Source organism: Amycolatopsis sp. NPDC104863, assembly GCF_055582965.1.
This window is the reverse complement of sequence record NZ_JBVJOW010000010.1, coordinates 207,886-233,727: the sequence shown is the minus strand read 5'-3', so window position 1 is coordinate 233,727 and position 25,842 is coordinate 207,886. Positions and strand designations below refer to the sequence as shown.

At 70.8% G+C, this 25,842-nt stretch carries 22 protein-coding genes; 13 read left to right on the top strand and 9 right to left on the bottom strand.

Annotated elements, in window-relative coordinates:
* Positions 1 to 435: 435 nt before the first annotated feature.
* Positions 436 to 2,277, bottom strand: a complete 1,842-nt coding sequence (asnB, locus tag ACZ63J_RS42450; RefSeq protein WP_465401704.1) for an asparagine synthase (glutamine-hydrolyzing) — start codon at positions 2,275 to 2,277, stop codon at positions 436 to 438.
* A 402-nt stretch (positions 2,278 to 2,679) separates the two neighbouring features.
* Here asnB and kdpF point away from each other — a divergent pair, with 402 nt between their 5' ends.
* Genes kdpF through ACZ63J_RS42415 form a run of 7 tightly spaced genes read left to right on the top strand, consistent with a single transcriptional unit; the run spans position 2,680 to position 10,580 of the window.
* A complete protein-coding gene (gene kdpF / locus ACZ63J_RS42445; RefSeq protein WP_247062298.1) occupies positions 2,680 to 2,781 on the top strand; it encodes a K(+)-transporting ATPase subunit F in 102 nt (33 codons plus the stop codon).
* Positions 2,781 to 4,442, top strand: coding sequence for a potassium-transporting ATPase subunit KdpA (kdpA, locus tag ACZ63J_RS42440; protein ID WP_465401705.1), 1,662 nt, complete (start codon positions 2,781 to 2,783; stop codon positions 4,440 to 4,442). The genes kdpF and kdpA overlap by 1 nt, the downstream gene beginning before the upstream one ends.
* Positions 4,439 to 6,484, top strand: a complete 2,046-nt coding sequence (gene kdpB / locus ACZ63J_RS42435; protein ID WP_465340179.1) for a potassium-transporting ATPase subunit KdpB — start codon at positions 4,439 to 4,441, stop codon at positions 6,482 to 6,484. Before kdpA ends, kdpB begins: the two co-directional genes overlap by 4 nt.
* 5 nt (positions 6,485 to 6,489) lie before the next feature.
* Complete coding sequence (locus tag ACZ63J_RS42430; RefSeq protein WP_465401706.1) at positions 6,490 to 7,101, top strand: potassium-transporting ATPase subunit C; 612 nt, start codon at positions 6,490 to 6,492, stop codon at positions 7,099 to 7,101.
* Between the two features lie 4 nt (positions 7,102 to 7,105).
* Complete coding sequence (locus ACZ63J_RS42425) at positions 7,106 to 9,634, top strand: sensor histidine kinase (RefSeq protein WP_465401707.1); 2,529 nt, start codon at positions 7,106 to 7,108, stop codon at positions 9,632 to 9,634.
* Positions 9,631 to 10,329, top strand: coding sequence for a response regulator (locus ACZ63J_RS42420; protein WP_465340183.1), 699 nt, complete (start codon positions 9,631 to 9,633; stop codon positions 10,327 to 10,329). Before ACZ63J_RS42425 ends, ACZ63J_RS42420 begins: the two co-directional genes overlap by 4 nt.
* A gap of 29 nt (positions 10,330 to 10,358) precedes the next feature.
* Positions 10,359 to 10,580 carry a hypothetical protein gene (locus ACZ63J_RS42415; protein WP_465401708.1) on the top strand — a complete coding sequence of 74 codons (222 nt, stop codon included), beginning with the start codon at positions 10,359 to 10,361 and terminating at the stop codon, positions 10,578 to 10,580.
* A 93-nt stretch (positions 10,581 to 10,673) separates the two neighbouring features.
* On the opposite strand, the gene ACZ63J_RS42410 is transcribed toward ACZ63J_RS42415, so the two are convergent.
* Positions 10,674 to 11,276 carry a hypothetical protein gene (locus ACZ63J_RS42410; protein WP_465401709.1) on the bottom strand — a complete coding sequence of 201 codons (603 nt, stop codon included), beginning with the start codon at positions 11,274 to 11,276 and terminating at the stop codon, positions 10,674 to 10,676.
* A gap of 186 nt (positions 11,277 to 11,462) precedes the next feature.
* Here ACZ63J_RS42410 and ACZ63J_RS42405 point away from each other — a divergent pair, with 186 nt between their 5' ends.
* Both ACZ63J_RS42405 and smc read left to right on the top strand, forming a co-directional pair.
* Positions 11,463 to 11,750 (top strand): acylphosphatase, encoded by a 288-nt coding sequence (locus tag ACZ63J_RS42405; protein WP_465310739.1) that lies wholly within the window; start codon positions 11,463 to 11,465, stop codon positions 11,748 to 11,750.
* A gap of 169 nt (positions 11,751 to 11,919) precedes the next feature.
* Positions 11,920 to 15,522, top strand: a complete 3,603-nt coding sequence (smc, locus tag ACZ63J_RS42400; RefSeq protein WP_465401710.1) for a chromosome segregation protein SMC — start codon at positions 11,920 to 11,922, stop codon at positions 15,520 to 15,522.
* 3 nt (positions 15,523 to 15,525) lie between these two features.
* Here smc and ACZ63J_RS42395 read toward each other — a convergent pair whose 3' ends face one another.
* From ACZ63J_RS42395 to ACZ63J_RS42380, 4 genes are all read right to left on the bottom strand, one after another.
* Entirely contained in the window at positions 15,526 to 15,750 is a 225-nt protein-coding gene (locus ACZ63J_RS42395; RefSeq protein WP_465401711.1) for a hypothetical protein, read from the bottom strand.
* Positions 15,751 to 15,823: 73 nt separating this feature from the next.
* Positions 15,824 to 16,324, bottom strand: coding sequence for a DUF3455 domain-containing protein (locus ACZ63J_RS42390; RefSeq protein WP_465401712.1), 501 nt, complete (start codon positions 16,322 to 16,324; stop codon positions 15,824 to 15,826).
* 84 nt (positions 16,325 to 16,408) lie between these two features.
* Positions 16,409 to 17,974 carry a sodium:solute symporter gene (locus tag ACZ63J_RS42385; RefSeq protein WP_465310570.1) on the bottom strand — a complete coding sequence of 522 codons (1,566 nt, stop codon included), beginning with the start codon at positions 17,972 to 17,974 and terminating at the stop codon, positions 16,409 to 16,411.
* Between the two features lie 20 nt (positions 17,975 to 17,994).
* Complete coding sequence (locus ACZ63J_RS42380; RefSeq protein WP_465401713.1) at positions 17,995 to 19,203, bottom strand: anhydro-N-acetylmuramic acid kinase; 1,209 nt, start codon at positions 19,201 to 19,203, stop codon at positions 17,995 to 17,997.
* Between the two features lie 139 nt (positions 19,204 to 19,342).
* Here ACZ63J_RS42380 and ftsY point away from each other — a divergent pair, with 139 nt between their 5' ends.
* On the top strand, positions 19,343 to 20,632 hold the full coding sequence (gene ftsY / locus ACZ63J_RS42375; RefSeq protein WP_465340195.1) for a signal recognition particle-docking protein FtsY: 1,290 nt from the start codon (positions 19,343 to 19,345) through the stop codon (positions 20,630 to 20,632).
* Here the strand turns inward: ftsY and ACZ63J_RS42370 are convergent.
* Positions 20,629 to 21,111 (bottom strand): hypothetical protein, encoded by a 483-nt coding sequence (locus ACZ63J_RS42370; RefSeq protein WP_465401714.1) that lies wholly within the window; start codon positions 21,109 to 21,111, stop codon positions 20,629 to 20,631. The two genes, ftsY and ACZ63J_RS42370, sit on opposite strands and share 4 nt — an antisense overlap.
* Before the next feature lie 146 nt (positions 21,112 to 21,257).
* Between ACZ63J_RS42370 and ACZ63J_RS42365 the strand changes: the two genes are divergently transcribed.
* Positions 21,258 to 21,758, top strand: a complete 501-nt coding sequence (locus ACZ63J_RS42365; RefSeq protein ID WP_465401715.1) for a GNAT family N-acetyltransferase — start codon at positions 21,258 to 21,260, stop codon at positions 21,756 to 21,758.
* 3 nt (positions 21,759 to 21,761) lie between these two features.
* Here the strand turns inward: ACZ63J_RS42365 and ACZ63J_RS42360 are convergent, their stop codons facing one another.
* Entirely contained in the window at positions 21,762 to 22,103 is a 342-nt protein-coding gene (locus ACZ63J_RS42360) for a hypothetical protein (RefSeq protein WP_465401716.1), read from the bottom strand.
* A 73-nt stretch (positions 22,104 to 22,176) separates the two neighbouring features.
* Positions 22,177 to 22,953, bottom strand: a complete 777-nt coding sequence (locus ACZ63J_RS42355; RefSeq protein WP_465401717.1) for an IclR family transcriptional regulator — start codon at positions 22,951 to 22,953, stop codon at positions 22,177 to 22,179.
* A 111-nt stretch (positions 22,954 to 23,064) separates the two neighbouring features.
* On the opposite strand from ACZ63J_RS42355, the gene aceB reads away from it, so the two are divergent.
* Both aceB and ACZ63J_RS42345 read left to right on the top strand, forming a co-directional pair.
* Positions 23,065 to 24,651 carry a malate synthase A gene (gene aceB, locus ACZ63J_RS42350; protein ID WP_465401718.1) on the top strand — a complete coding sequence of 529 codons (1,587 nt, stop codon included), beginning with the start codon at positions 23,065 to 23,067 and terminating at the stop codon, positions 24,649 to 24,651.
* Positions 24,651 to 25,838 carry a DUF6986 family protein gene (locus ACZ63J_RS42345; protein WP_465401719.1) on the top strand — a complete coding sequence of 396 codons (1,188 nt, stop codon included), beginning with the start codon at positions 24,651 to 24,653 and terminating at the stop codon, positions 25,836 to 25,838. Before aceB ends, ACZ63J_RS42345 begins: the two co-directional genes overlap by 1 nt.
* Positions 25,839 to 25,842 lie beyond the last annotated feature (4 nt).

Here is a 25,842-nt window from a genome sequence, read left to right as displayed (position 1 = left end):
GCGGCCGGGATCGCGGGACTGCTCAAGACGCTGCTCGCCCTCCACCCCCTCCCCCCCCCCCCCACCCCCCCCCCCCCCCGCCCCACCCCCCCCCCCCCCCCCCCCCCCCCCCCCCCCCAGCCGCGGCAGGATCTCGGTCCGCACGTACTCGTGCGCGTCTCGGGTCGGCAGGATGTGCGGCCCCTGCACCCACACGATCCCGTGCCGCACCGCCGCGGCCGTCAGGCGTTCGCGCAGCGGGCCCACCACGCCCGCGCCCAGCACCAGCGCGTCGACCACGCCGAGCCGGGCCAACGCCGCTTCTTCCGAAACGACGCCGTCCGCGGCAAGACCTGCCGCGGACAGCGCCGTCGTCACCCTCGAGACCGTGGCCGGGTTGCGGCCGAACAGGAGCACCTTCATGCCCCCAGCCTCATACCTCGAGGGCGGTTGAGGTCAAGACAGTTCGAGCGTGGGCTGGTACATCTCGATCCAGTGGTACAGGTCGAGCACCCGGTCCAGGCCGATGCGCATGGCCGGGTCCATCGTCGCCGAGTCCACTTCGGACGCGCGGTGCGCCCAGCCGCGGTCGACCAGGCCGAACACCTCGTGCTTCGGCTCGGCCAGGACCTCCTTGACCTGCTGCTGCAACGCCGCCGCGTAGCCCGGGTCCTGCGTCGACGGGTACGGGCTCTTCACCCGCTGGGCCACCGACTCCGGCAGGACGTGCTTGGTCGCGTGCCGCAGGAGGCTCTTCTCGCGGCCGTCGAACGTCTTCAGCGACCACGGCGTGTTGTACACGTACTCGACCAGCCGGTGGTCGCAGAACGGCACGCGGACCTCGAGGCCCACCGCCATCGACGCGCGGTCCTTGCGGTCGAGCAACATCCGCACGAACCGGGTCAGGTGCAGGTTGCAGATCGTCCGCATCCGCGCCTCGAGCGCGGACTCGCCGTCGAGGTGCTCCACCGAAGCGACCGCGGAGGAGTACTGGTCCGCGACGTAGGCCTCGACGTCGAGGTTCTTCACCAGCTCCGGCGTGTACAGCGACGCCCGCTCGTTCATCATCGAGTTGCGGAACGCCAGCCACGGGAACGTGTCGGCGTTGACGGCCTTCTCGTCGTGGAACCAGCGGTAACCACCGAACACCTCGTCGGCCGACTCGCCGGACAGGGCGACCGTCGACTGGCCGCGGATCGCCTTGAACAGCAGGTAGAGCGAGGTGTCCATGTCGCCGAGGCCGGCCGGGATGTCGCGGGCCCGCAGCACCGCGCGCCGGACCTCGGGGTCGGTCAGGTCACCCGGGTTGAGCATGACGTCTTCGTGCGCCGAGTTGACCAAAGACGCGACGTCGCGCACGAACGGCGAGTCCGCCGTGTCGCGCATCTCGTCGGGCTTGAAGTTCTCCTCCTGGCCGAAGAAGTCGACGGAGAACGTCCGCAGCTGCTCGCCCTGCTCGGCCAGCCGCGCGGCAGCGAGCCCGGTGACGGCGCTGGAGTCGAGGCCGCCGGAAAGCAGCACGCACCGCGGGACGTCGGCGACGAGCTGGCGGTTGACGATGTCGGTCATCAGCTCGCGGACGCGGCCGACCGTCGTCTCCTGGTCGTCGGTGTGCTTCTTCGCGTCCAGCTTCCAGTAGGTGCGGGTCTTGATGCCCTCGCGGGACACGGTGACGATCGTGCCCGGCTGGACCTCTTCCATGTCCTTCCACAGCGACCAGCCCGGCCGCTTGGTGAAGCCGGCCAGCTCGCGGAAGCCGTCGAGGTCGACGACCTTCTTCGCGAGCGGGTTCGCCAGGATCGCCTTCGGCTCGGAGCCGAACAGCACGCCGTCGCGCGTCGGGTAGTAGTAGAACGGCTTGATGCCCATCCGGTCGCGGATCATCACGAGCCGGTCGTCGCGCTCGTCCCAGATCGCGAACGCGTACATGCCGTTGAGGTGGTCGACAACCGCGTCGCCCCACTGCAGGTAGCCGTGCAGGACGACCTCGGTGTCGCTGTCGGTCTCCCACTTGTGGCCGAGCTTGGTCAGCTCTTCCTTCAGTTCGGTGAAGTTGTAGGCCTCACCGCTGTAGACCATCGCGACGTCGCCGTTCGGCGTGTGCACGGACATCGGCTGACGGCCACCGGGCAGGTCGATGATCGCGAGCCGCCGGTGCCCCAGCGCGACGTTCCGGCGGACCCAGGTGCCCTCGTCGTCCGGGCCGCGGCAGGACATGGTCGCGGTCATCGCGTCGACCACGTCCTGGCGGCGGGTGAGGTCGGCGTCGTAGGAAACCCAGCCGGCGATACCGCACATAGGTGATCCCCTCTCCCAAATATTGCTTAGCCGATACAACTATCGGTAACACAGGTGTAACACGGGTCGAAGATCTTGTCTGCCCGAATTGCACGTTCCGCACTTGTTCGGTCACTCGGTGTGTCGTGAGTCACTGACCAACTGCATACAGTGATTAACCGGCAAACGTTTGCGTGACCGGCGCCACCGGCCATAAAGACGGCGTAAATGGGTGTCAGGAACGCATCAAGAGGCCGTCAGCCGCAGGTCGGGACGGGGTCCCCGAGCCGCACAGTGAACCGTCCGGTCACCGAACCCGGTGACCCGTCTTGAGAGGTGCCCTGTGGCCGACTTGCTCTACGCCGTCCTGCTGATCGGCGTGTTCGTGGTGCTCGCGCTGGCGCTGCGCGGGCTGGAGAAGCTGTGAGCGGCGCCGGGACCGTGGCCAACGTCGTCGGCGGGCTGCTGGCGCTGGGCCTGCTCGTGTACCTGTTCGTCGCCTTGATCAGGCCGGAGAAATTCTGATGTCCGACACGACGGCCGGGCTGATCCAGCTCGGCCTCCTCCTCGCCGCCCTCGCCGTGGTCTACAAGCCCCTCGGCGACTACCTGGCGCGCGTCTTCTCGACCGAGAAGCACCTGAAGCTCGAGAAGGGCCTGTACAAGCTCTTCCGCGTCAACCAGGACTCCGAACAGCGGTGGCCGACCTACGCCGCGGGGGTGCTGGGCTTCTCGTTCGTCTCCGTCGTCCTGCTCTACCTGCTGCAGCGGCTGCAGCCGATCCTGCCGTGGAACCTGGGCCGCGGCTCGGTGAGCCCCGCCGTCGCGTTCAACACGGCGGTTTCCTTCGTCACCAACACGAACTGGCAGTCCTACGTCCCCGAGACGACGATGGGCCACTTCGTGCAGATGGCCGGGCTGACCGTGCAGAACTTCCTGTCGGCCGGTGTCGGCCTGGCCGTGGCGATCGCGGTGACGCGCGGGTTCGTCCGCGCCAAGACCGACCGGCTCGGCAACTTCTGGGTGGACCTCACGCGCGGCACGGTCCGCGTGCTGCTGCCGATGGCGTTCGTCTTCGCGATCGTGCTGGTCGCGCTCGGCGTGGTGCAGAGCCTCAAGGCGGGCGTCGCCGTCACCAACCCCGATGGCAGCCAGAGCACCATCGCCCTCGCCCCGGCCGCGAGCCAGGAGGCGATCAAGGAGCTCGGCACCAACGGCGGCGGCATCCTCAACGCCAACTCCGCGCACCCGTTCGAGAACCCCAACGCCTGGACCAACCTCATCGAGCTGTTCCTGATCCTGGTGATCCCGGTCAGCCTCACCCGCGCGTTCGGCAAGCTCGTCGGCAAGCCCAAGCAGGGGTACGTCCTGCTCGGCGTGATGACGCTGCTGTGGGCGGCTTCGCTGGCGATCATCTGGTTTTCCGAGGCCTACGCGAACAACCCGGCCGCGCTGGCCGCGGGAGCGAGCATGGAGGGCAAGGAGCAGCGGTTCGGCATCGGCTTGACGTCGATCTTCGCCGACACGACCACCGGCACGTCGACCGGCGCGGTCAACGGCGCCCACGACAGCCTCTCGGGCCTCGGCGGCGGGGGACCGTTGCTGAACATGCTCTACGGCGAGATCTCGCCCGGCGGTGTCGGCACCGGCCTCTACGGAATCCTCGTCATGGCCATCATCGCGATGTTCCTGGCCGGCCTGATGGTCGGGCGCACCCCGGAGTACCTGGGCAAGAAGCTCGGCAAGCGCGAAGTCACGGCCGCGGCGATCGCCATGCTGGCGATGCCGACCGTGGTGCTCCTCGGCTCGGGGATCGCCCTGTTGCTGCCGGGCACGGCGGGGGCGCTCGGCAACAGCGGCGCGCACGGCCTGTCCGAAATCCTCTACGGCTACGCGTCCACCGGCAACAACAACGGCAGCGCGTTCGGCGGCCTGACCGCGACGAGCGACTGGTTCCAGTCCTCGTTCGGCGTGGCGATGCTGATCGGCCGGTTCGTGCCGATCCTCGCCGTGCTCTGCCTGGCCGGTTCGCTGGCCGCCCAGCGCAGGGTGCCCGAAACCGCGGGCACCCTGCCCACCACCGGGCCGCTGTTCGCCACCATGCTCACCGGCACGGTGGTGCTCGTCGCGGCCCTCACCTTCATCCCGGCGCTCGCGCTCGGGCCCATCGCGGAGGCACTCGCATGACCGTCACCGAAGAACGACCTCAGGTGACTCCGGCCGAAACCACGAGCAAGGTCGGCGCGGGAGTGTTCAGCCCGCGCCAGCTCTGGACGTCGCTGCCGGACGCGTTCCGGAAGCTCAACCCGAAGCACCAGCTCGGCAACCCGGTGATGTTCGTGGTGTGGGTGGGGTCCGCGCTCACCACGGTCTTCGCGGTCACCGACCCGAGTGTGTTCACCATCCTGATCGCCGTCTGGCTGTGGTTCACGGTCCTCTTCGCGAACCTCGCCGAAGCCGTCGCCGAAGGGCGGGGCAAGGCGCAGGCGGAGTCGCTGCGGAAGTCGAAGAAGGAGACCGTCGCCCGGCGGCTCACCTCGACCGGCGAGGAGCAGGTGCCCGGGGTCGAGCTGAAGATCGGCGACCTGGTCGTCGTCGAGGCGGGCCAGGTGATCCCGGGCGACGGCGATGTCGTCGAGGGCATCGCGACCGTCGACGAGTCGGCCATCACGGGCGAGTCCGCCCCGGTCATCCGCGAGTCCGGCGGCGACCGGTCGGCCGTCACCGGCGGCACGACCGTGCTGAGCGACCGGGTCGTCGTGAAGATCACGACCAAGCCGGGTGAGTCCTTTGTGGACCGCATGATCGCGTTGGTGGAAGGCGCTTCGCGGCAGAAGACGCCGAACGAGATCGCGCTGACCATCCTGCTCTCGACGCTGACGATCATCTTCCTGCTCGCCGTCGTGGCGCTGCAGCCGATGGCGCGCTACTCCGGGTCCGAGCAGTCCGTGATCGTCCTGACCGCGCTGCTGGTCTGCCTCATCCCGACGACGATCGGCGCGCTGCTCAGCGCCATCGGCATCGCCGGCATGGACCGCCTGGTGCAGCGCAACGTTCTCGCGACCAGCGGCCGCGCGGTCGAAGCCGCGGGCGACGTCTCGACGTTGCTGCTCGACAAGACCGGCACCATCACCTTCGGCAACCGCAAGGCGACCGAGCTGATCCCCGTCGGAACGTCCACGATGGACGAACTCGCGCGGGCGGCCCGGCTGGCGAGCCTCGCCGACGAAACCCCCGAGGGCCGCAGCGTCGTCGAACTGACCGACGCCTACGCGAGCCAGGACGTGCCGGGCGAGTTCGTCCCGTTCACCGCCCAGACCCGGATGAGCGGGCTCGACGTCGGCACCCGGCGGATCCGGAAGGGCGCGGCGAGTGCCGTGCGCGCATGGGTCCGGGACAACGGCGGGCAGTTCCCCGACGAGACCGAGCGCGTGGTCGACGAGATCAGCGCCCAGGGCGGCACCCCGCTCGTCGTCGCCGAAGACACCGTGGTGCGCGGTGTGATCCGGCTGTCCGACGTCGTCAAGCCCGGCATGAAGGAGCGCTTCAAGGAACTGCGGGCGATGGGCATCAAGACGGTGATGATCACCGGTGACAACCCGCTCACCGCCAAGGCCATCGCCGCGGACGCCGGTGTCGACGACTACCTCGCCGAGGCCAAGCCCGAAGACAAGATGGCGCTCATCAAACAGGAGCAGGAGGGCGGCCGCCTGGTCGCGATGACCGGTGACGGCACCAACGACGCCCCCGCGCTCGCGCAGTCCGACGTCGGCGTCGCGATGAACACCGGCACGTCGGCCGCGAAGGAGGCCGGCAACATGGTCGACCTCGACAGCGACCCGACGAAGCTGATCGAGATCGTCGAGATCGGCAAGCAGCTGCTGATCACGCGCGGCGCGCTGACGACGTTCAGCGTGGCGAACGACCTCGCGAAGTACTTCGCGATCCTGCCGGCGATGTTCACCGGCATCTTCGCCCAGCTCGGCGCGCTGAACATCATGCACCTGGCCACGCCGAAGTCGGCGATCCTCTCCGCGGTCATCTTCAACGCGCTGATCATCGTCGTGCTGATCCCGCTGGCCCTGCGCGGCGTGCGGTACAAGCCGTCGTCGGCCTCCGCGCTGCTGCGCCGCAACCTGCTCGTCTACGGCCTCGGCGGCATCGTCAGCCCCTTCCTCGGAATCTGGCTGATCGACCTGCTCGTGCGCCTCATCCCTGGAATCGGGTGAATGTCGTGAACACTCTGCTCAAGCAGACCTGGGCCGGGCTGCGCGTCCTCGTCGTGATGACCGTCCTGCTCGGGATCCTCTACCCCCTCGCCGTGTGGGCGGTCGCCCGGATTCCCGGCCTGGAGGGCAACGCGGAAGGCTCGGTCGTCACGCAGAACGGCCAGGCCGTCGGGTCGTCGCTGATCGGCGTCGACCCGGTGCCCGCCGACCCGGCGCGCGACCCGTGGTTCCACAACCGGCCTTCGGCGCTGTCGAAGGACGCGCTCGGCCCCGGTGACCCGTCGACCTCCGGCGCGTCCAACAAGGGCCCGTACAACGAGGACCTGGTGAAGACGATCCAGGAGCGGCGCGCAGCGATCGCCCAGCGCGAAGGGGTGTCGCCCGATCAGGTGCCGCCGGACGCGGTGACGGCGTCGGGCTCCGGCCTCGACCCGGCGATCAGCGTCGCCTACGCCGACCTCCAGATCGCCCGGGTCGCCCGGGTGACGGGGCTGCCGGTGGACCGCGTCAAGCAGCTGGTCGAGCAGAACACGAGCGGCGCGGGCATCGGCGTCCCGGGTGTGAATGTGCTCCAGCTCAACTTGGCCGTGCAAGCCGCGGCCGGAGGGGCACACTGACAGCGTGACCAGTGCAAAGAAGCCGCGCCGGGGGGAACTGAGGATCTACCTCGGCGCGGCTCCGGGCGTCGGCAAGACCTTCGCCATGCTCGGCGAGGCGCGGCGGCGCCTGGACCGCGGCACCGACGTCGTGGTCGGGCTGGTGGAGACGCACGGCCGCGAGAAGACCGCGAAGCTGCTGGAAGGCCTGGAAACCGTGCCGCGGCGGCACGCCGAGCACCGCGGCCGCGAGTTCGACGAGATGGACGTCGAAGCCATCCTCAAGCGGGCCCCGGAAGTCGCCGTCGTCGACGAACTGGCGCACACCAACGTGCCGGGCTCGCGCAACGCCAAGCGCTGGCAGGACGTCGAAGAGCTCCTCGAAGCCGGGATCGACGTGCTGTCGACGGTCAACGTGCAGCACCTGCAGAGCCTCAACGACGTCGTCGAGCGGATCACCGGCGTCACCCAGCAGGAGACCGTGCCGGACGAGGTCGTCCGCCGCGCCGAACAGCTCGAGCTGGTCGACATCACGCCCGAGGCGCTGCGGCGGCGGCTCGCGCACGGCAACGTCTACCCCGCCGAGCGCATTGACGCCGCCCTCGGCAACTACTTCCGGCCGGGCAACCTGACGGCGTTGCGCGAGCTCGCCCTGCTGTGGGTGGCCGACCAGGTCGACGTCGCGCTCCAGCGCTACCGCGCCGAGCAGCGGATCACCGACACGTGGGAGGCGCGCGAACGCGTCGTCGTCTCCATCACCGGCGGCCCGGAGAGCGAGACGCTCATCCGCCGCGCCAGCCGGATCGCCACCCGCGCCGGCGCCGAGCTGCAGGTGGTGCACATCCTGCGTGGCGACGGCCTGTCCGGGCTCGGGCCCACCGCGATCGCCCGCTGCCGGACGCTCGCCGAAGAAGTCGGCGCGACCTTCCACACCGTGGTCGGCGACGACGTCCCGACCGCGCTGCTGGACTTCGCCCGCGGGGTCAACGCGACGCAGCTGGTGATCGGCACCTCCCGGCGCTCCCGCGTGGCGCGGCTGTTCGACGAGGGCATCGGCGCCGGCGTGGTCCGGCAGTCGGGCCCGATCGACGTCCACATGGTCACCCACGCCGAGGCCGGCGGCCGGCTGCGCGCCCGGCTCGGCGCGAGCCCGCTCGGGTTCTCGCGGCTCGTCGCGGGCTGGGTGCTCAGCGTGGTGCTGCCGGTGCTGGTCACCGTGGTCGGGTTCTTCATCCCGGCCGGGCTCGACTTCGCCACCGACGTCATCTCCTACGTGCTGGCGACCGTGGTCGTCGCGCTGGTCGGCGGCCTCGGCCCGGCGCTGGTCGCGGCCGTGCTCGGGGCCGGGCTGCTCAACTTCTTCTTCACCCCGCCGCTGTACACGCTGACCGTGCACACCCCGCAGAACCTCGTGACGCTGATCGCGATGGTCGTGGTCGCGGTGCTCGTCGCGCTGGTCGTCGACCAGGCGGCGCGCCGCGCCACGCAGGCGGCGCGGGCGCGGACCGAAGCGGCGCTGCTCGCGTCGTACGCGCGGACCGTGCTGACCCACACGAACCCGATCGAGCGGCTGCTGGAGAAGGTGCGGGAGAACTTCGCGCTGACGTCGGTGACGCTGCTGGAGAAGCAGGAAGGGCAGTGGTGGCGGGTGGCGGTCGCGGGGGAGCACCCGTGCGCCGACCCGGACGAGGCCGACGTCGACATCGCCGTCACCGCCGACGTGCACCTGACCCTGCGCGGGCGGGCGCTCCCGGCGGCGGACCGGCGGGTGCTGGAAGCCGTGGCCGGGCAGGCGTTGCTGGCCCTGCGTCAGCAGCGGGCGGCCGCCGCCGCGGCCCGCGCCGAGCGCAAGGCCGAGGCGACCGAGCTGCGCACGACGTTGCTTTCGGCCGTCGGGCACGACCTGCGCACGCCGCTGACGTCGATCAAGGCGTCGATCGGCAGCCTGCGAGCGCCCGACCTCCAGCTGTCCGAAGAGGACACCGCGGAGCTGATGGAGGCCATCGAGCTGTCGGCCGACCGGCTGGCCGGGCTGATCGACAACCTGCTGGACTCCTCGCGGCTGGCGACCGGCGCGGTGAAGCCGCTCCTGCGTCCGGTGGGCTACGACGAGGTCGTCGCGCACGCTCTGTCCACTGTAGACTCATCGGAGGCGGTCGAGGTCGCGGTCGACGACCGGCTGCCGCCGGTGCTGGCCGATCCGGGCCTGCTGGAACGGGTGGTGGCGAACGTGCTGGACAACGCGCTCCGCCACGGCGGGGGCCGGGTGTCGGCGCGGGCGTCCACCCACTCCGGGCAGGTCGAGCTGCGGATCGTCGACCACGGCCGTGGCCTGCGCAAGGGCGCCGCGGACTCGGCGTTCGCGCCGTTCCAGCGGCTCGGCGGCGACCGGGACACCACGCCGGGCGTCGGGCTCGGGCTGTCGGTGGCGAAGGGGTTCACCGAGGCGATGGGCGGCACGATCCGCGCCGAGGACACCCCGGGCGGCGGGCTCACGATCGTGGTCTCGCTGCCGGCTTTCAGCGTCGAGTTCGAAGAAGAGGGGGTGCGATGAGCGACCCGGGGGCCACCGTGCTGGTGGTGGACGACGAGCCGCAGATCGTGCGGGCGCTGCGGATCAACCTGAACGCCCGCGGCTACAAGGTGATCACCGCGCACGACGGCACGGCGGCGCTGAAGGCGGTCGCCGAGACCAAGCCGGACGTGGTCGTGCTGGACCTCGGCCTGCCCGACCTGGACGGCACGGAGGTGATCGCGGGCCTGCGCGGCTGGACGACGGTCCCGATCATCGTCCTGTCGGCCCGCGGCGACTCGGCCGACAAGGTCCAGGCCCTCGACGCGGGCGCGGACGACTACGTGACCAAGCCGTTCGGCATGGACGAGCTCCTGGCCCGGCTGCGCGCGGCGGTCCGCCGTTCGGCGGTGGCCGGCGCCGACGGGGTCGAAGCGGTGGTCGACACGGAGTCGTTCAGCGTCGACCTGGCGGCCAAGCGCGTCCGCCTCCGCGACGGCGCGGAGGTCCACCTGACGAAGACGGAGTGGGGCGTGCTGGAGCTGCTGGTCCGCAACCGCGGCCGGCTGGTGGCGCAGAAGCAGCTGCTGCACGAGGTGTGGGGCCCGTCGTACGAGACGGAGTCGCACTACCTGCGGGTCTATCTGGCCCAGCTGCGGCGCAAGCTGGAGCCGGAGCCTTCGCGGCCGCGGCACCTGCTCACCGAACCGGGTATGGGGTACCGCTTCGAGGTATGAACCGGGGGCCGGGTGGGTACCTCAGCAGGGTGAAGCGATCGACGAACCTGATGCCCGGCGGGGTGCGCGTCCCGGCGGGGCTGTCCCTGCTCCTGGCGGTGGGCTGGTCGCTCGGCGCGTTCACCTGGATCGTGATGGCCTTCGACGGCGGCGCCGTCGAATGGGTGCGGCTGGCGTCCGCGACCGCGGGCCTGCTGCTGGCCGGCTACTTCTGGGCTCTGTACGCCCAGGTCAACCGCTTCAAGCGGTAAGAGGGACCCTGGTGCTCGGACAGGGGCAGCGCCGCCCTTGCCCGGATATGTCGAAGGCCACCGCCGCGGCGGTGGCCTTCGATGCTTTCCCACTCACTGAGCGTGCGTCGGGCTTCCGGTCGAACCCGAGGTGGCGCCGCTCGACGGGGACGTCGGCGCGCCGCCCGTGCTGGTTCCGCCGCCCGAAGTCGGTGTCGACGGCTCCGTGGTCGGAGTGGTCGGCGTTGTGGTCGGGGTCGGCGTCGTCTTGGTCGTCGGCGTCGTCTTGGTCGGCGTCGGCGTTGTCTGGGGCGGCGGGTTGTCGCCCGTGTCGTTGCGCGGCGGGGGCGGCGCCTGGGTGACCACCGTCGTCGTGGTCTTACCGTCCGGGCTCACCGACACCACCGTGCTCGGGGCGGTCGACGGCGCGGTGGACGACTCCGTCGTCGGCACACCGCCGACGGTCGACGGGCCGCTCACCGGTGTGCTCGGCACCGTCTGCAGGCCGGCCTGCGACGTGCCCTGGCCGCCGGTGCCCCCGGTTCCACCCGCGGTGCCGGCGGGGTCGGGGCCGGCGAGCTCGGCGACGGCGGCGAACGCGGTCGCGACGACCAGCCCGGCGACCCCGAGCACGACGTACCCGGTGCGGTTGGGTTTGCTGCTCTTGGGCGGCGCGGTGTCGACCCTGGTCACGTGCGGCCCGTCGGGGCGGGACATTGCAGGCTCCTCGGGGGTTCGGGAGAGGCGCGGGCGAGGCCGTGAATCGATCACTGCCTCCCCGGGCGGGGGAACCCGAGAGGGCGACCTCGGCGGCGAGGCTATCACCGTCGGTGCCGTATTCGCCCAGGTAGTAGGGCCGCGTGATCACTGTGCGCAGTCGAAGTGTCCGGAAAGGATGAAAGCGTGAGTGAGGGACAAACGAACACGCGGTTGACCGCGTGGGTGCGCGGTCGCGTCCAAGGTGTCGGTTTCCGCTGGTGGACTCGGAGCCGGGCGCTCGAACTGGGGCTGGTGGGCAGCGCCCGCAACATGCCCGACGGGCGTGTTGAGGTCATAGCGGAGGGTGATCGAGACCACTGTGAGCGGTTGCTCGACGCTCTTCGGTCCGGGGAATCACCCGGAAGTGTGGAGACGGTCGTCGAGCGCTGGTCTGACCCGAAAGGGGGACTCGACGGCTTCCGGGAACGCTGATCCGGAGCTTGGTACTTCCGGGGCGGGTGTGACGCAGGAGGTTGCTGAGCACGCGCACGCTGTGCTAAGGCGCGCCGATGAGGGGGCGCGTCCGGCGGTGCCGGGAGGCCCCCAGGTAGCCTGGGACGATTGAAACGCCAGTACCGGCAGCCAGAGGGGTCAGCACGCAGTGCACCTGAAAAGCTTGACGCTGAAGGGCTTCAAGTCCTTCGCCTCGGCCACCACGCTGCGCTTCGAACCGGGCATCACCTGCGTGGTCGGCCCGAACGGTTCCGGCAAGTCCAACGTGCTGGACGCGCTGCGCTGGGTCATGGGCACCCAGGGCGCGAAGGACCTGCGCGGCGGCAAGATGGAGGACGTCATCTTCGCCGGCACGGCGGGCCGCGCCCCGCTCGGCCGCGCCGAGGTCACCCTCACCATCGACAACGCCGACGGCGCGCTCCCCATCGAGTACGCCGAGGTGTCGATCACCCGCCGGATGTTCCGCGACGGCGCGAGCGAGTACGAGATCAACGGCGACCGCTGCCGCCTGATGGACGTCCAGGAGCTGCTCTCGGACTCCGGCATCGGCCGCGAGATGCACGTCATCGTCGGGCAGGGCCAGCTCTCGGCGATCCTCGAGTCCAAGCCCGAAGAGCGCCGCGCCTTCATCGAAGAGGCCGCCGGTGTCCTCAAGCACCGCAAGCGCAAGGAACAGACCCTGCGCAAGCTGGCCAACATGCAGGGCAACCTCGACCGCCTCGGCGACCTCACCACCGAGCTGCGCCGCCAGCTCAAGCCGCTGGGCAAGCAGGCCGAGATCGCCCGCAAGGCCCAGTCGGTGCAGTCCGAGCTGCGCGACTCCCGCCTGCGCCTGCTCGCCGACGACCTGGTCACGCAGCGGGACACCATCGCGCGCGACGAGGCCGACGAGAAGACCGCCCGCCAGCGCCGCGGCGAGGTCGAGCAGCACCTCGAGCTCGTCTCCGCCGAGGAAGCCGAGCTGGAGGCCTCGCTCGCCGAGGACGCTCCGCTGCTCCAGACCGCCCAGGAGACCTGGTACAAGCTGTCCGCGCTGGCCGAGCGCCTGCGCGGCACCGTCCGCCTCGCGATCGAGCGGCAGCGGCACCTCTCCGCCGACGTCGCCGGGCACACCGGCGGCCGTGACCCCGAAGAGCTGCTCGAAGAGGCCGAGCGCGTCGCCGAGCAGGAAGAAGAGCTCAACGAGGCCGTCATGGAGGCCCGGGAGCTGCTCGCCCAGACCGTGCTGCGGCGCGAGGACCTCGAACAGCGCGTCCAGGCCGCCGAGCGTGCGCACTGGGCCGCCGTCCGCGCGATCGCCGACCGCCGTGAGGGCATGGCCAAGCTGACCGGCCAGGTCGAGGCCCTGCGCAGCAAGAACGGCGCCACCACCGACGAGATCGACCGGCTCAGCGTCTCCATCGAAGAGTCCGCCGAGCGCGCCGAGATCGCCGTCGAAGAAATGGAAATGGCCAAGGCCGAGGGCGGCGCGGAGGAGTCCGACGACTCCGGGCTGATGGCCCACCACGACCGCGCGGTCGAGGCCAACAACGCGGCCAAGGCGCGCGTCGAAGAGCTGGTCAAGGCCGAACGCGCCGCCGAGCGCGAGATCGCGTCGGAGAAGGCGCGGGTCGAGGCGCTGTCGATGGGGCTGCGGCGCAAGGACGGCGCGGGCGCGCTGCTCGGCGCGTCCCACGAGCTGCCGGGCCTGCTCGGCTCGGTCGCGGCGCTGCTGACCGTCGAGCCCGGATACGAGGTCGCACTGGCCGCGGCGCTCGGCCCGGTGGCCGACGCGATCGCCGTCTCGGGCGGCGAAGACGCCCTGCGTGCGCTGAAGTACCTGAAGGAAACGGACTCCGGCCGCGCGGGCATCCTGCTCGGCGGGCCCGAGTCCACTGTGGACACCTACTCGTGGCCGTCACTGCCGGAAGGCGCGCGCTGGGCGCGTGAGGTCGTCACGGCGCCCGCGCAGCTGCGGCCCGCCGTCGAGCAGGCTCTCGACAAGCTGGCCCTGGTCCGCGACCTCGACGCGGCGCGGCAGCTCGTCGCGGTGCACCAGGACGTCCGCGCGGTCACCGCCGAGGGTGACGTCTTCGGTGCCCGCTGGGCGATCGGCGGCTCCGGCAAGCGCGAGAGCGTGATCGAGGTCCAGGCGGCCGTCGACGAGGCGGGCGACCGGCTCCGCACGGCCGAGCGCTCGCTGGAGCGGTACGCGGCCGAGCTGGAAGGCGCCCGCGCCGAGCAGCAGGCGCGTCGCGAAGAGGTTTCCCAGGCCAAGGACGCGCTCGGCGACGCCAAGGTCCGCAAGGCCCGCTCGTCGGAGCGGCTCAGCCGGCTGCAGCAGGCAGCCCGCCAGGCGCAGGCCGAGGTCGAGCGGCTCACCGGCCAGCGCGCGAAGGTCGAGCAGAGCCGGGTGCAGGCCCTGGCCCAGCTCGCCGAGCTGGAGGAACGGCTCGCCGCCGTCGCCGAGCAGCCGGTCGAGGACGACCCGGACACCGCGGAGCGCGACGCGGCCGCCGAGGAGCTGGCCGTCGTCCGGCAGGAGGAGATGGAGGCGCGGCTCGCGCAGCGCACCGCCGAAGAGCGGGCGCGCAGCATCGCCGGCAAGGCCGAAGGCCTCCGTCGCGCCGCGCACGCCGAGCAGCAGGCCCGCGAACGCGCCGAGCGTGCGGCCGCGAACCGCAAGCGCGGCGCCGAGATCGCCAACGCCGTGGTCAACGGCGGTGAGCTCGCGCTGGAGCGCATCGAGCAGTCGGTGCAGCGCGCGGCCGCCGAGCGCGACCAGGTCCAGTCCCGCCGTCAGAGCCGTGAGTCCGCGCTGACCGGCGTCCGCGCCAAGGTCCGCGAGCTGACCGGCGAGCTGGAGAAGCTGACCGACGCCGTCCACCGCGACGAGGTGCTGCGCGCCGAGCAGCGGCTGCGCCTGGAGACGCTGGAAGCGAAGATCGCCGAGGACTTCGGCATCGGCCTCACCGACCTGGTCCAGGAGTACGGCCCGGACGTCCCGGTCCCGCCGAGCGCGGGCGAGATGGCCGAGTACGAGGCGGCCAAGGACCGCGGCGAGGACGTCACCCCGCCGCCGCCCATGCCGTACGACCGCGACACCCAGGCCCGCCGCGCCAAGCGCGCCGAGAAGGACTTGTCGTTGCTGGGCAAGGTGAACCCGCTCGCGCTCGAGGAGTTCGCAGCGCTGGAGGAGCGGTACAAGTTCCTGTCCACGCAGCTGGAAGACCTCAAGGACACCCGCAAGGACCTCGAAGCCGTCATCAAGCAGGTCGACGAGAAGATCCTCGAGGTCTTCGCCGGCGCGTACGCGGACGTGGCCCGCGAGTTCGAGACAGTGTTCAGCGTCCTCTTCCCGGGCGGCGAAGGCCGGATGGTCCTCACCGAGCCGGACGACCTGCTGAGCACCGGCGTCGACGTCGAAGCGCGCCCGCCGGGCAAGAAGGTCAAGCGGCTGTCGCTGCTGTCGGGTGGCGAGAAGTCGCTGGTCGCGGTGGGCATGCTGGTCGCGATCTTCCGCGCCCGGCCGTCACCCTTCTACGTCATGGACGAGGTCGAGGCGGCACTCGACGACACGAACATGCGCCGGCTGATCGGACTGCTGGAGCAGCTGCGCGACTCGTCGCAGCTGATCATCATCACCCACCAGAAGCCGACCATGGAGATCGCCGACGCGCTCTACGGCGTGAGCATGCAGGGTGACGGCATCACGAAGGTGATCTCGCAGCGCCTGCGCACAGCCGACGACGAGCCCGTCGCCGTCGGCTGACACTCACATCTCGTCTTCGCGCGGCGCCCGGCGGTCGTCGCCGCGCACGCGAGGCTCGTAGGTGCCGAGATCGTTGCCGATGTGGGTGGCGTCGCCGATCCGCGGACGGCGCCCGCGCGGTGCCATCATGCCCCGCTTGACGCCCCGTTTGCGGTCGGACCGGTCCATGACCAGCGCGATGGCGAGCACCACGACGACCACGGCGCCGACCCCGATGAAGAACCCCATGTGAAACCCCCTGTCCCCGCAGCCAGCTTACGGCGGTGCGGGAGCAGGGGGCAGTTCGATTTCCCGAACGCTACTACTGGGCCACCCAGAAGGCGTAGTCGGCCGAGTAGCGCACCGCGGTCTGCGCTCCGTCGGTGCAGGCTCCCGCGGGGGCCACGCCGCCGCGGGTGTTGAGCCGCTGGACGTACGTGACCTTCCCGAAGATCCCGTCACCCGTGTTGAGGTTGGCCTTGAGCAGCAGTTCCGGGATCGCGCCGTCGCGTGGCGCGTTCGCCACCGCCGCCGCGCCGACCGTGCTTCCGTCCACAATGGACGTCCACACCGGACCCTTGCTGTGCAGGGCCACCGGCTTGCCGTGTCTGGAGAGCACCGCCGCGGGCTGGATCAGCGCCCACGCGCCGGTGGTGCACCCGTAGATCTGGACACCCTCGGCCGGGTACGTCGCGAGCGCCCGGTTGCCGGCCGGGACCTTGATCGTCTCCGGCACCTTCGGGCCCGCCGGGCTGGCCGAAGCCGTCGCCGCGCCGCCGAGCACCAGGGCGCCGACCGCGAGCGCCACCGTCATCCGTTTCATGAACCCACCTTCGATTCCTCCCGCCGCTTCCCGGCGGGCACCCGCTGACCAACACGGGCGCCCGCCGGAAGCGGTTCAGAAGAATCAGGCGGCGGCTTCCTCCGGCGCCGTCTCGGCGGCCTCGGCCTCGGCCGCCTTCGGGTCCGGCGTCCGGTGCCGTAGGGAGAGCAACCCGCCGACGACCAGCGTGATCACCACGCCCAGCAGCGTGTACCAGGGGTAGGCGAGCGCGACCTTGTCCCCGGCGGCCTTGCTGAAGTCGATGCCCAGCAGACCGCCGGTCTTCGCGCTGAACTTCACCCCGAGGATCACGAACGCCATCACCACGACGGTCGTGACGAACGCGATGACCGCGTCCGCCTGCCGCGCCTTCTTGACCAGCAGGCCGAGCAGGAACGACCCGAGCAGCGCGCCGTAGGTGTAGCCGGTGATCGCGAGCCCCAGCTCGATCACGGAGTTCTTCGTGGTGGAGAACAGCGACGCGAACACCGCGAACACCACGGCCCAGATGAGTGTCCACATGCGACCGTGCTGCAGCAGCTTGGAGTCTTCCGGCGAGCGCTTGGTGAAGCGCTGGTAGAGGTCGGCCACGGTCGACGTCGAAAGGGCGTTGAGCGCCGACGCCAGAGCCCCCATGGTCGAGGCGAGGACACCCGCGATGAGCAGGCCCGACACCCCGACCGGCAGGTCGTCGATGATGAACCGCGAGAACACGTCGTCCGGGCTCTGCAGGCCGAGCTCCGCGACCGACTTGCGGCCGTTGAACACCCACAGCATCGCCCCGACCAGCAGGAACAGCGCGAACTGGATCGTCACGATGATGCCGCTGCCGATGAGCGCCTTCTGGCCGTCGCGCAGGCTGCGCGTCGCCATCAGCCGCTGTGCGATCAGCTGGTCGGCGCCGTGCGAGGCCATCGAAAGCGCCGCGCCGCCGAGCACCGCCGTCACAAAGGCGTACGGGCTGGTCAGGAGGTTCTTCGTGAAGTCGACGAGCATGAACTTGCCGTCGTCGGACGCCTGGGTCATCCAGTCGCCGGGCAGCTTGTTCAGCAGCACGATCGCGGCCACCGCGGCGCCGCCGAGGTACAGCGTGAGCTGGATGACGTCGACCCAGACGACCGCCTTGATCCCGCCGATGTAGGCGTAGATCAGCGTCAGCGCGGTCAGGATCACCACGATGACCCAGTAGTCCAGGTGGATGTTGTAGTGCCCGAGGATCACCTTGATCGGGATCGCGCCGGCGAACAGGCGCACGCCCTCGGCGAGCAGCCGGGTGATCACGAACGTCACCGACGCGGTGCCCTGCAGGCCCGAGCCGAACCGCTTCCCGAGGAAGGCGTACGCGCTCACGAGGTTGCCCCGGAAGTACCGCGGCAGCAGCACGAACGCGGCGATGACCCGGCCGATGATGTAACCGAAGGCCAGCTGCAGGAACAGGAACGCGTTGCCGAACACGAGACCCGGCGTGCTGATCACGGTGAGCGTCGAGGTCTCGGTGGCCACGACGGACAACATGACCGCGCCCCACGGCAGGCTGCGCTCGCCGACGAAGTAGTCGGCGGCAGAGCGTTGTTTCCGCCCGACCAGCACGCCTATCAGCGGCATCGCCGCCAGGTAGACCACGATGATGGCGAGGTCAACACCACGCATGGACTTCTCCTACTGTCTGTTCATCCGGCCTTCTCCGCGACTCGCAACCGCGTCACGGCGCCCCCCAGCGGGGCGGGAAGGGTCAGTGGCCCGGCGCCCGGCACGAGCGCGCCGAGCAGGCGGGGTCCGCGGGCGCCGGTCGCCGACGGAACCGTACCCGGCACGCCGCACCAGGTGAGCCAGCCGAGCAGCGCGGTCAGGTACGCCTCCTTGCCGGCGCCGGGCAGGCCGAGGTCGTCGCTGGTCTTGAGCGCGGCGGACGGCAGGTTCCGGGCCAGCGCGGCCATCACGGCCGGGTTCGCGACCCCGCCGCCGGAGGCGATGACCGCCGTGACGCCGTGCCGGCGGCATTCGTCGGCGACGGTCACCGCGGTGAGCTCGGTCAGCGTCGCCAGCAGGTCGCCGGGGGCGACCGGCGGAAGGTCGTGCAGGGCGGCGTCGAGGAACGGCGCGTTGAAGTGCTCCTTGCCGGTGGACTTCGGCGGCGCGGCGGCGAAGTACGGATCGGCGAGCAGCCGCCGGAGCAGGTCCGCGCGCACCGAGCCGCTGAGCGCGAGCTGCCCGTCGACGTCGCTGCGGCGCCCGGTGACGCGGTAGGCGGCCAGGTCGAGCAGCGCGTTGGCCGGTCCGGTGTCGTAGGCGACCGCCGGCCGTCCCTCGGCGACGACGGTGATGTTCGCGATGCCGCCGAGGTTGAGCGCGGCGACGGGGCCGCCGGTGTCCTCGGCCACGCCGCGCAGCCACAGCTGGTCGAACGTGCTCGCCAGCGGCGCGCCGTGCCCGCCCGCGGCGACGTCCCGGGCCCGCAGGTCGGCGACCACCGGCAGCCCGGTGCGCTCGGCGATCCAGGCGGGCTGGCCGAGCTGCAGCGTCCCGTGGACGTGGCCGTCCTCTACCCAGTGGAACACCGTCTGGCCCAACGACGCGACGAAGTCCGCGGTGCCACCGGCGAGCTCGACGGCGCCGCGCAGGGCCGCGTCGGCGAACGCCTGGCCGACGCCGGTGTCGAGCCGCGTCAGCTCGCCGGCGGTGCACGGGTTCGGCGGGAGGGCGGCGAGCAGGCCGTCACGCAGCGGCTCGGGGTAGGCGATGTCGAGCTCGCCCAGCGGGGTCAGCACCACCGTGCCGTCCTCGGCGTGCAGGTCGGCGGCGGCCACGTCGATGCCGTCGACCGACGTGCCCGAAATCAGCCCGATCACCCGGAAGCCGTGGCCGGCTCGTTTCCCCATCCGGAGGGGTTTAGTGCAGGCTTCCGGGTGACGCAACCCACGTGGTGAAGTCTTGGCCCAATCGGGATCTACGTCGTTACGAATTGCCTGTGTGGACGGGGTGTCCGGCGCGAGCGGGTGCGGATGAAAGGATGGGCCGGTGTCGAGCACCTGGTTCCTGTTCGTAGTCCTCGCCGTTGTCGTGCTGGTCGCCCTCCTGGTGACCGGTCTGCTCATCGCGCGCCGGCGCCGGATCACCCTGGACGCCCAGCGGGAGGTCGAGGAGAAACCGAAGGGCGGCAGTTACGCGGCCAGCGGCGGCATCGCGCTCGCGCCCGGCGGGACCGAGGTCGAGCACCCCGTCGAAGACCGGCCGGAGACCGACGGCCAGCCCGCGGTCGGTGACGACGCCGCGGTGCCGCGCGACTCGGCCCAGCGCACGGTGCGCGACGTCAAGCTGCCGGACGCCGAGGTGGTCGAGCCGGCGCCCGCGTCGGCCCCGGTCGCCGAGGAGATCGACCCCGCGACCGGGCGCATGGAGCGGCTGCGCGGGCGGCTGGCGAAGTCGCGGTCGGTGTTCGGGACGAGCCTGCTCGGCCTGCTCGGCGCCGGTGACCTCGACGAGGACTCCTGGCAGGACGTCGAAGACACGCTGCTGATGGCCGACCTGGGCGCGGCCACCACGAACCAGATCGTCGAGCGGCTGCGCGACGAGCTGTCCCGCCGCGCGATCCGGTCGTCGGCCGAGGCCCGCGAGGTGCTGCACGAGGTGCTGACGGCGCAGCTGTCCACCGACAGCGAGCGCGCGGTGCGGGCGCTGCCGCACATCGTCGACGGCCAGAAGCAGCCCGCGGTGGTCCTGGTGGCCGGCGTCAACGGCACGGGCAAGACGACGACCACGGGCAAGCTCGCCCGCGTCCTGGTGGCCCAGGACAAGACGGTGGTCCTGGGCGCGGCGGACACGTTCCGCGCGGCGGCGGCCGACCAGCTCCAGACGTGGGCCGAGCGCGTGGGCGCGGAGGTCGTGCGCGGCAAGGAAGGCGCGGACCCGGCCGCCGTGGCGTTCGACGCGGTCAAGCGCGGCGTGGACACGGGCGTCGACACGGTCCTGATCGACACCGCGGGCCGCCTGCACACGAAGACCGGCCTGATGGACGAGCTGGGCAAGGTCAAGCGAGTCGTCGAAAAGCAGGCGAAGGTCGACGAGGTCCTGCTGGTCCTGGACGCGACGACCGGCCAGAACGGGTTGATGCAGGCCCGCGTGTTCGCCGAGGTCATCGACGTGACGGGCATCGTGCTGACCAAGCTGGACGGCACCGCCAAGGGCGGCATCGTGTTCCAGGTCCAGCGCGAGCTCGGGGTGCCGGTGAAGCTGGTCGGGCTCGGTGAAGGCCCGGACGACCTGGCGCCGTTCGAGCCCGGCGCGTTCGTGGACGCCCTGCTCGGTTAGAGCCGGAAGAGCGGCGTCCCGTCGGTCCGGCGCAGGCCGAGCTGCAGGACGGCCGGCTCCGACGGCCGCTGGGCCGAGATGAGCAGCGGCGACGTCCGGTGCGCCGTGACCGTCAGGTGCGACCACCCGATGCCCTGCAGGACCGGGCCCGACCGGGTGCGCCGGCCCGGGTCGACGACCAGCGCGGCCCCGAAGTACCGGCCGCCCGGCAGGGTGAGGCGGGCCGTGTGCCCCAGCACCACGGAAAACGCCGTGCCGCTGCGGCTGCCGTCCAGCTGCAGCGTGACGATCACCGGCGTGCGGACCTTCGCGGCCCGGTGGTGCCGCACGGTGATCTCGACCTTCCCGCCCGTGCCCGAAGCGGGCGGGTGCGGCCACGCGGGAGGCGGCGGCGAGCCGTCGAGCGCACGGTCGACGAGTCTTTCGACGGTGTGCGAAGCGGCGAGCCACGCGAGCGCGCCGCCGACGTGCGGGTCCATGGTGGTCCCTTCGGCGAAAATCGGATGACGGAGGCCGTGCGCCGGCGCACACTCCGGGCATGCCCGGTTGACGCACGTCCTCTCGTGCCCCTCCTCGTACCCGACGTCGCCCAAAGCCGTCATTCGCTACGAGAGAGGACCAAAGCATGCCCATCATCCCTGGTGCGCGCGTACTTTTGCGTACCATTTCGGCAAAAGACCGCGGCCGCGTCCGCGAGATCCTGGCCACCCCGGAGGTAGCCCGCTGGTGGGGCGACCCGGACCACGAGGTCAACGGCCTGTACGAGGTCGAAGACGGCTACACCTGCTACGTCATCGAACTCGGCGGTGAGGTCGTCGGGATCATCCAGAGCTGCGAGGAGCTGGAGCCGCAGTACCGCCACGCCGGGATCGACATCTCGGTGCACCCGGACGTCCACGGCCGCGGCGTCGGCACGGACGCCCTGCGCACGTTGGCCCGGCATTTGCTGGAGAACGGCCACCACCGCCTGACGATCGACCCGGCGGCGTCCAACGAGACGGCGATCCACGTGTACGAGAAGGTCGGCTTCCGCAGGGTCGGAATCATGCGGAACTACGAGCGCGCCCCGGACGGAACCTGGCACGACGGCCTGCTCATGGACCTGCTGAAGGGAGAGCTGAAGTAGCGGTCAGTCCTTCTTGAGCGCCTGGTTGAGCAGCTGGGCGATCTGGTCGATCGCGATGTTGACCTTGGTGAATCCACTGTCGACCTTGGCTTCGAGTGTGCCGACCCGAGCGTCGACGCCGCCGAGCTTGGTTTCGAGCCGGTCGATCTGCTGACCCTGCTCGACCTGCGTCTCACGCAGAGAGTTCAGCACCTTGGTGTGACCGTTCAAGGCCTGCTTGAACTCGGAGACGTCGCGGTCCGCCGTCCCGGCGAGTACGCGAGCGGCCGCGGCGTCTTGCCTGGTCGACCGCATCTGCTCTTCCAGAGCGGACACCCGGGTTTCGAGGTCTTCGAGGCTGGCCATGTCCGGAACTTTACCGGCCGAGGCGGAGCCCTCAGCAGCGGGGTCACTTTCAGTCACTGGATATCACCTAAAGTTACACTGATAGTGGAGCGCTCGACAGGCTGGCTCCCAGGGCGTCCGCCACCCGCTGCACCGCCGGGGCGATGTGCGCCACCGCCTCGGCGGTCAGCCGGCCCGACGGGCCCGACACCGAAACCGCCGCCGGCACCGGAGCCCCCGGCACCGCCACCGCCACGCACCGGACGCCCAGCTCCTGCTCGGCCTCGTCAAGCGCGTACCCCTGCTCGGCGATCCGCGAAAGCTCGACGGCCAGCGCGTCCGCGTCGGTGAACGTGTGCTCGGTGTAGGCCGGCATCCCGGTCCGGTCCAGGATCGAGCGGACCTCCGACGCCGGCAGGTGTGCCAGCATCGCCTTGCCCACCCCGGTGCCGTGCGGCAGCAGCCGCCGGCCGACCTCGGTGAACATCCGCATCGAGTGCTTCGAGGGCACCTGGGCCACGTACACGACTTCGTCGCGCTCCAGGACCGCCAGGTTCGCCGTCTCGCCGACCTCCTCGACCAGCTCCGCCAGCAGTGGCCGCGCCCAGGCGCCGAACTGCATGCTCGCGTTTTCGCCGAGGCGGATCAGCCGGGCGCCCAGCGCGTACCGGCGGTTGGTGTTCTGCCGGACGTACCCCAGGTCGACCAGGGTGCGGATGAGCCGGTGGATCGTCGGCATCGGCAGCCCGGACAGCGTCGCGAGCTCGGACAGGCTGGCTTCACCACCGGTGTCCGCGAGGTGTTCCAGCAGCTCGAAGGCACGCTGCAGGGACTGGACGCCGCCGTCGCGCCCGTTCTTCTCCGCCGGCACGGTGGCCCTCCTTACGTCGGCGTTGAGCTTCCGCTATGCAGAAACTATAGTCCGGCTGGTAGAAAACCGTAGGGCCGTTATCCAAAGATCCGAACCCTCGAGGTGTTCCACATGTCTTCTGAAGCCCAGGTGCTGGGTGACGCGGTCGAGCGCGGCGACGAGATCCTCACGCCGGCGGCGCTCGACTTCCTCGCCGGCCTGCACGATGCCTTCGCCGGCCGCCGCGACGAGCTGCTCCAGGCGCGGAGCAAGCGTCGCGAGGAGGCCCAGACCACCGGCCGGCTCGACTTCCTGCCGGAGACGAAGGAGATCCGCGAGGGCGACTGGCAGGTCGCCGGCGCGCCCGAGGCCCTGCGTGACCGCCGGGTCGAGATCACCGGGCCGACCGAGCGCAAGATGACCATCAACGCGCTCAACTCCGGCGCCAAGGTCTGGCTCGCCGACCTCGAGGACGCCAACACGCCGCACTGGGCGAACGTCGTGTCCGGCCAGGTCAACCTCTACGACGCCGTCCGCGAGACCATCACGCTGGAGAGCGGCGGCAAGAGCTACGCGCTGAAGGACGACGTCGAGCACGCCACGATCGTGGTCCGCCCCCGCGGCTGGCACCTGCCCGAGCGCGGCCTGTCCTTCGGTGGCCGCCAGGCGGTCGGCGCGCTCGTCGACTTCGGCCTGCACTTCTTCCACAACGCGGCCGAGCTGCTCAAGCGCGGCAAGGGCCCGTACTACTACCTCCCGAAGATGGAGAGCCACCTCGAAGCGCGGCTCTGGAACGACGTCTTCACCCACGCCGAGAAGACCCTCGGCATCGACCACGGCACCATCCGCGCGACCGTGCTGATCGAGACCATCCCGGCCGCGTTCGAGATGGAAGAGATCCTCTACGAGCTGCGCGAGCACGCGTCGGGCCTCAACGCGGGCCGCTGGGACTACCTCTTCAGCGTCATCAAGTACTTCCGCGACGCGGGGGAGAAGTTCGTCCTGCCGGACCGCAACTCCGTCACCATGACCGCGCCGTTCATGCGCGCCTACACCGAGCTGCTCGTGCGCACCTGCCACAAGCGCGGCGCGTTCGCGATCGGCGGCATGGCCGCGTTCATCCCGAGCAAGGACCCCGAGACCAACAAGGGCGCCTTCGACAAGGTGCACGCGGACAAGTCCCGCGAGGCCGGCGACGGCTTCGACGGCTCCTGGGTCGCGCACCCCGGCATGGTCGCCCTCTGCAAGGAGGAGTTCGACAAGGTCCTCGGCGACGAGCCGAACCAGCTCGGGCGCAGGCGCGACGAGGACTGGGATCTCTCTGCCACCGCCGACCAGCTGCTGGACGTCGCTTCGACGCCGGGTGGCGCGACGGCGGGCGGCCTGCGTGCCGCGGTCGACGTCGGCGTCCGCTACATCGCGTCCTGGCTGGGCGGCAACGGCGCGGCGGCCATCCACAACCTGATGGAAGACGCGGCGACGGCGGAGATCTCGCGTTCGCAGATCTGGCAGTGGGTCAAGAACGGGACCACTTTGGACACCGGCGACGTCGTGACGTCGGAGCTGGTGCGCGGGGTGCTGGCGGAGGTCCGCGGTGAGCTGGCCGCCGAGCTCAAGCCGGAGCTGCTGGAGCCGGCCGTGGAGCTGTTCGAGCAGGTCGCGCTGGCCGACGACTTCCCGGACTTCCTGACGCTGCCCGCTTACGAGCGGATCAAGTAGTGCGGCTGTCCCAGGACGTCTACGACGCCGCGGACGCGCGCTTGGCCGAGGCCGACGCGCGCGTCGCGGCGGCGTACCCGGGGGAGCGCCCGGGACGGCAGCCGGTGCACACCGTATACGTCCCGGCGTCGCAGTACCGCACCCGCCTGGTCGCCGACTGGGGCAAGCAGGCGATGCGGGTGTTCATCGAGCACGAGGACCTGCTCGGAGTCGACGCGGACGTCTACGAACGCGTGCGGGCGAAGCTGCTCACCGAGCCGATCGAGGACCTGCGGATCGACTTCGAGGACGGCTTCGGCCGAGTGCCCGACGACGTCGAGGACGCGGCCGCGGTGGCGGCCGGGCAGACTCTGGCCACGACCGGGGGAACGCCGTTCTGCGGCATCCGCTTCAAGAGCTTCGAAGCGGCGACGCGCCGGCGTGGCATCCGCACTTTGGACTTGTTCCTGGGCTCGTTGCTGGACAACGGGCCGCTGCCGCCGGGGTTCGTGGTCACCCTGCCCAAGGTGACGGCGGTCGAGCAGGTCTCGGTGGCTGCGGAAGTGCTGGCCCGGCTGGAATCGGCGTACGGCCTGGCTTCGGGAGCGCTGCGGTTCGAGGTCCAGATCGAGACAGCTCAGTCCATTGTGGACCTCGACGGCACGCTCTCGGTGGCGCGCATCGTCCACGCGGCGGCCGGGCGTTGTACGGGGCTGCACTATGGCACGTATGACTACAGCGCCGGCCTCGGCATCGCGGCGGCGTACCAGAGCATGGAGCACCCGGCGGCGGACCTCGCCAAGGGCTTGATGCAGGTCTCGGCGGCGGGCACGGGTGTCCGGCTGTCGGATGGTTCGACCAACCGCCTGCCCATCGGCGACACACTGCCGGAGGCGTGGGCGGAGCACCTGCGCCTGGTCCGGCGTTCGCTGGAGCGGGGCTTCTACCAGGGCTGGGACCTGCACCCCCACCAGCTGCCGACGCGCTTCGCGGCGACGTACACGTTCTACCGCTCGGGATTCCCGGCGGCGGCGGAGAGGCTGCGCGCGTACGCGGAGAAGCAGGCCGGGGGAGTACTGGACGAACCGGCGACGGCGCAGGCTTTGGCGGTGTACCTGCTGCGCGGCCTGGACTGCGGGGCCCTTGACGAGGGGGAGCTGCCGTTCGGGCGGCCGGAGCTGGAGAAGTACGCCCGCCGCGAGGACTGAGCAG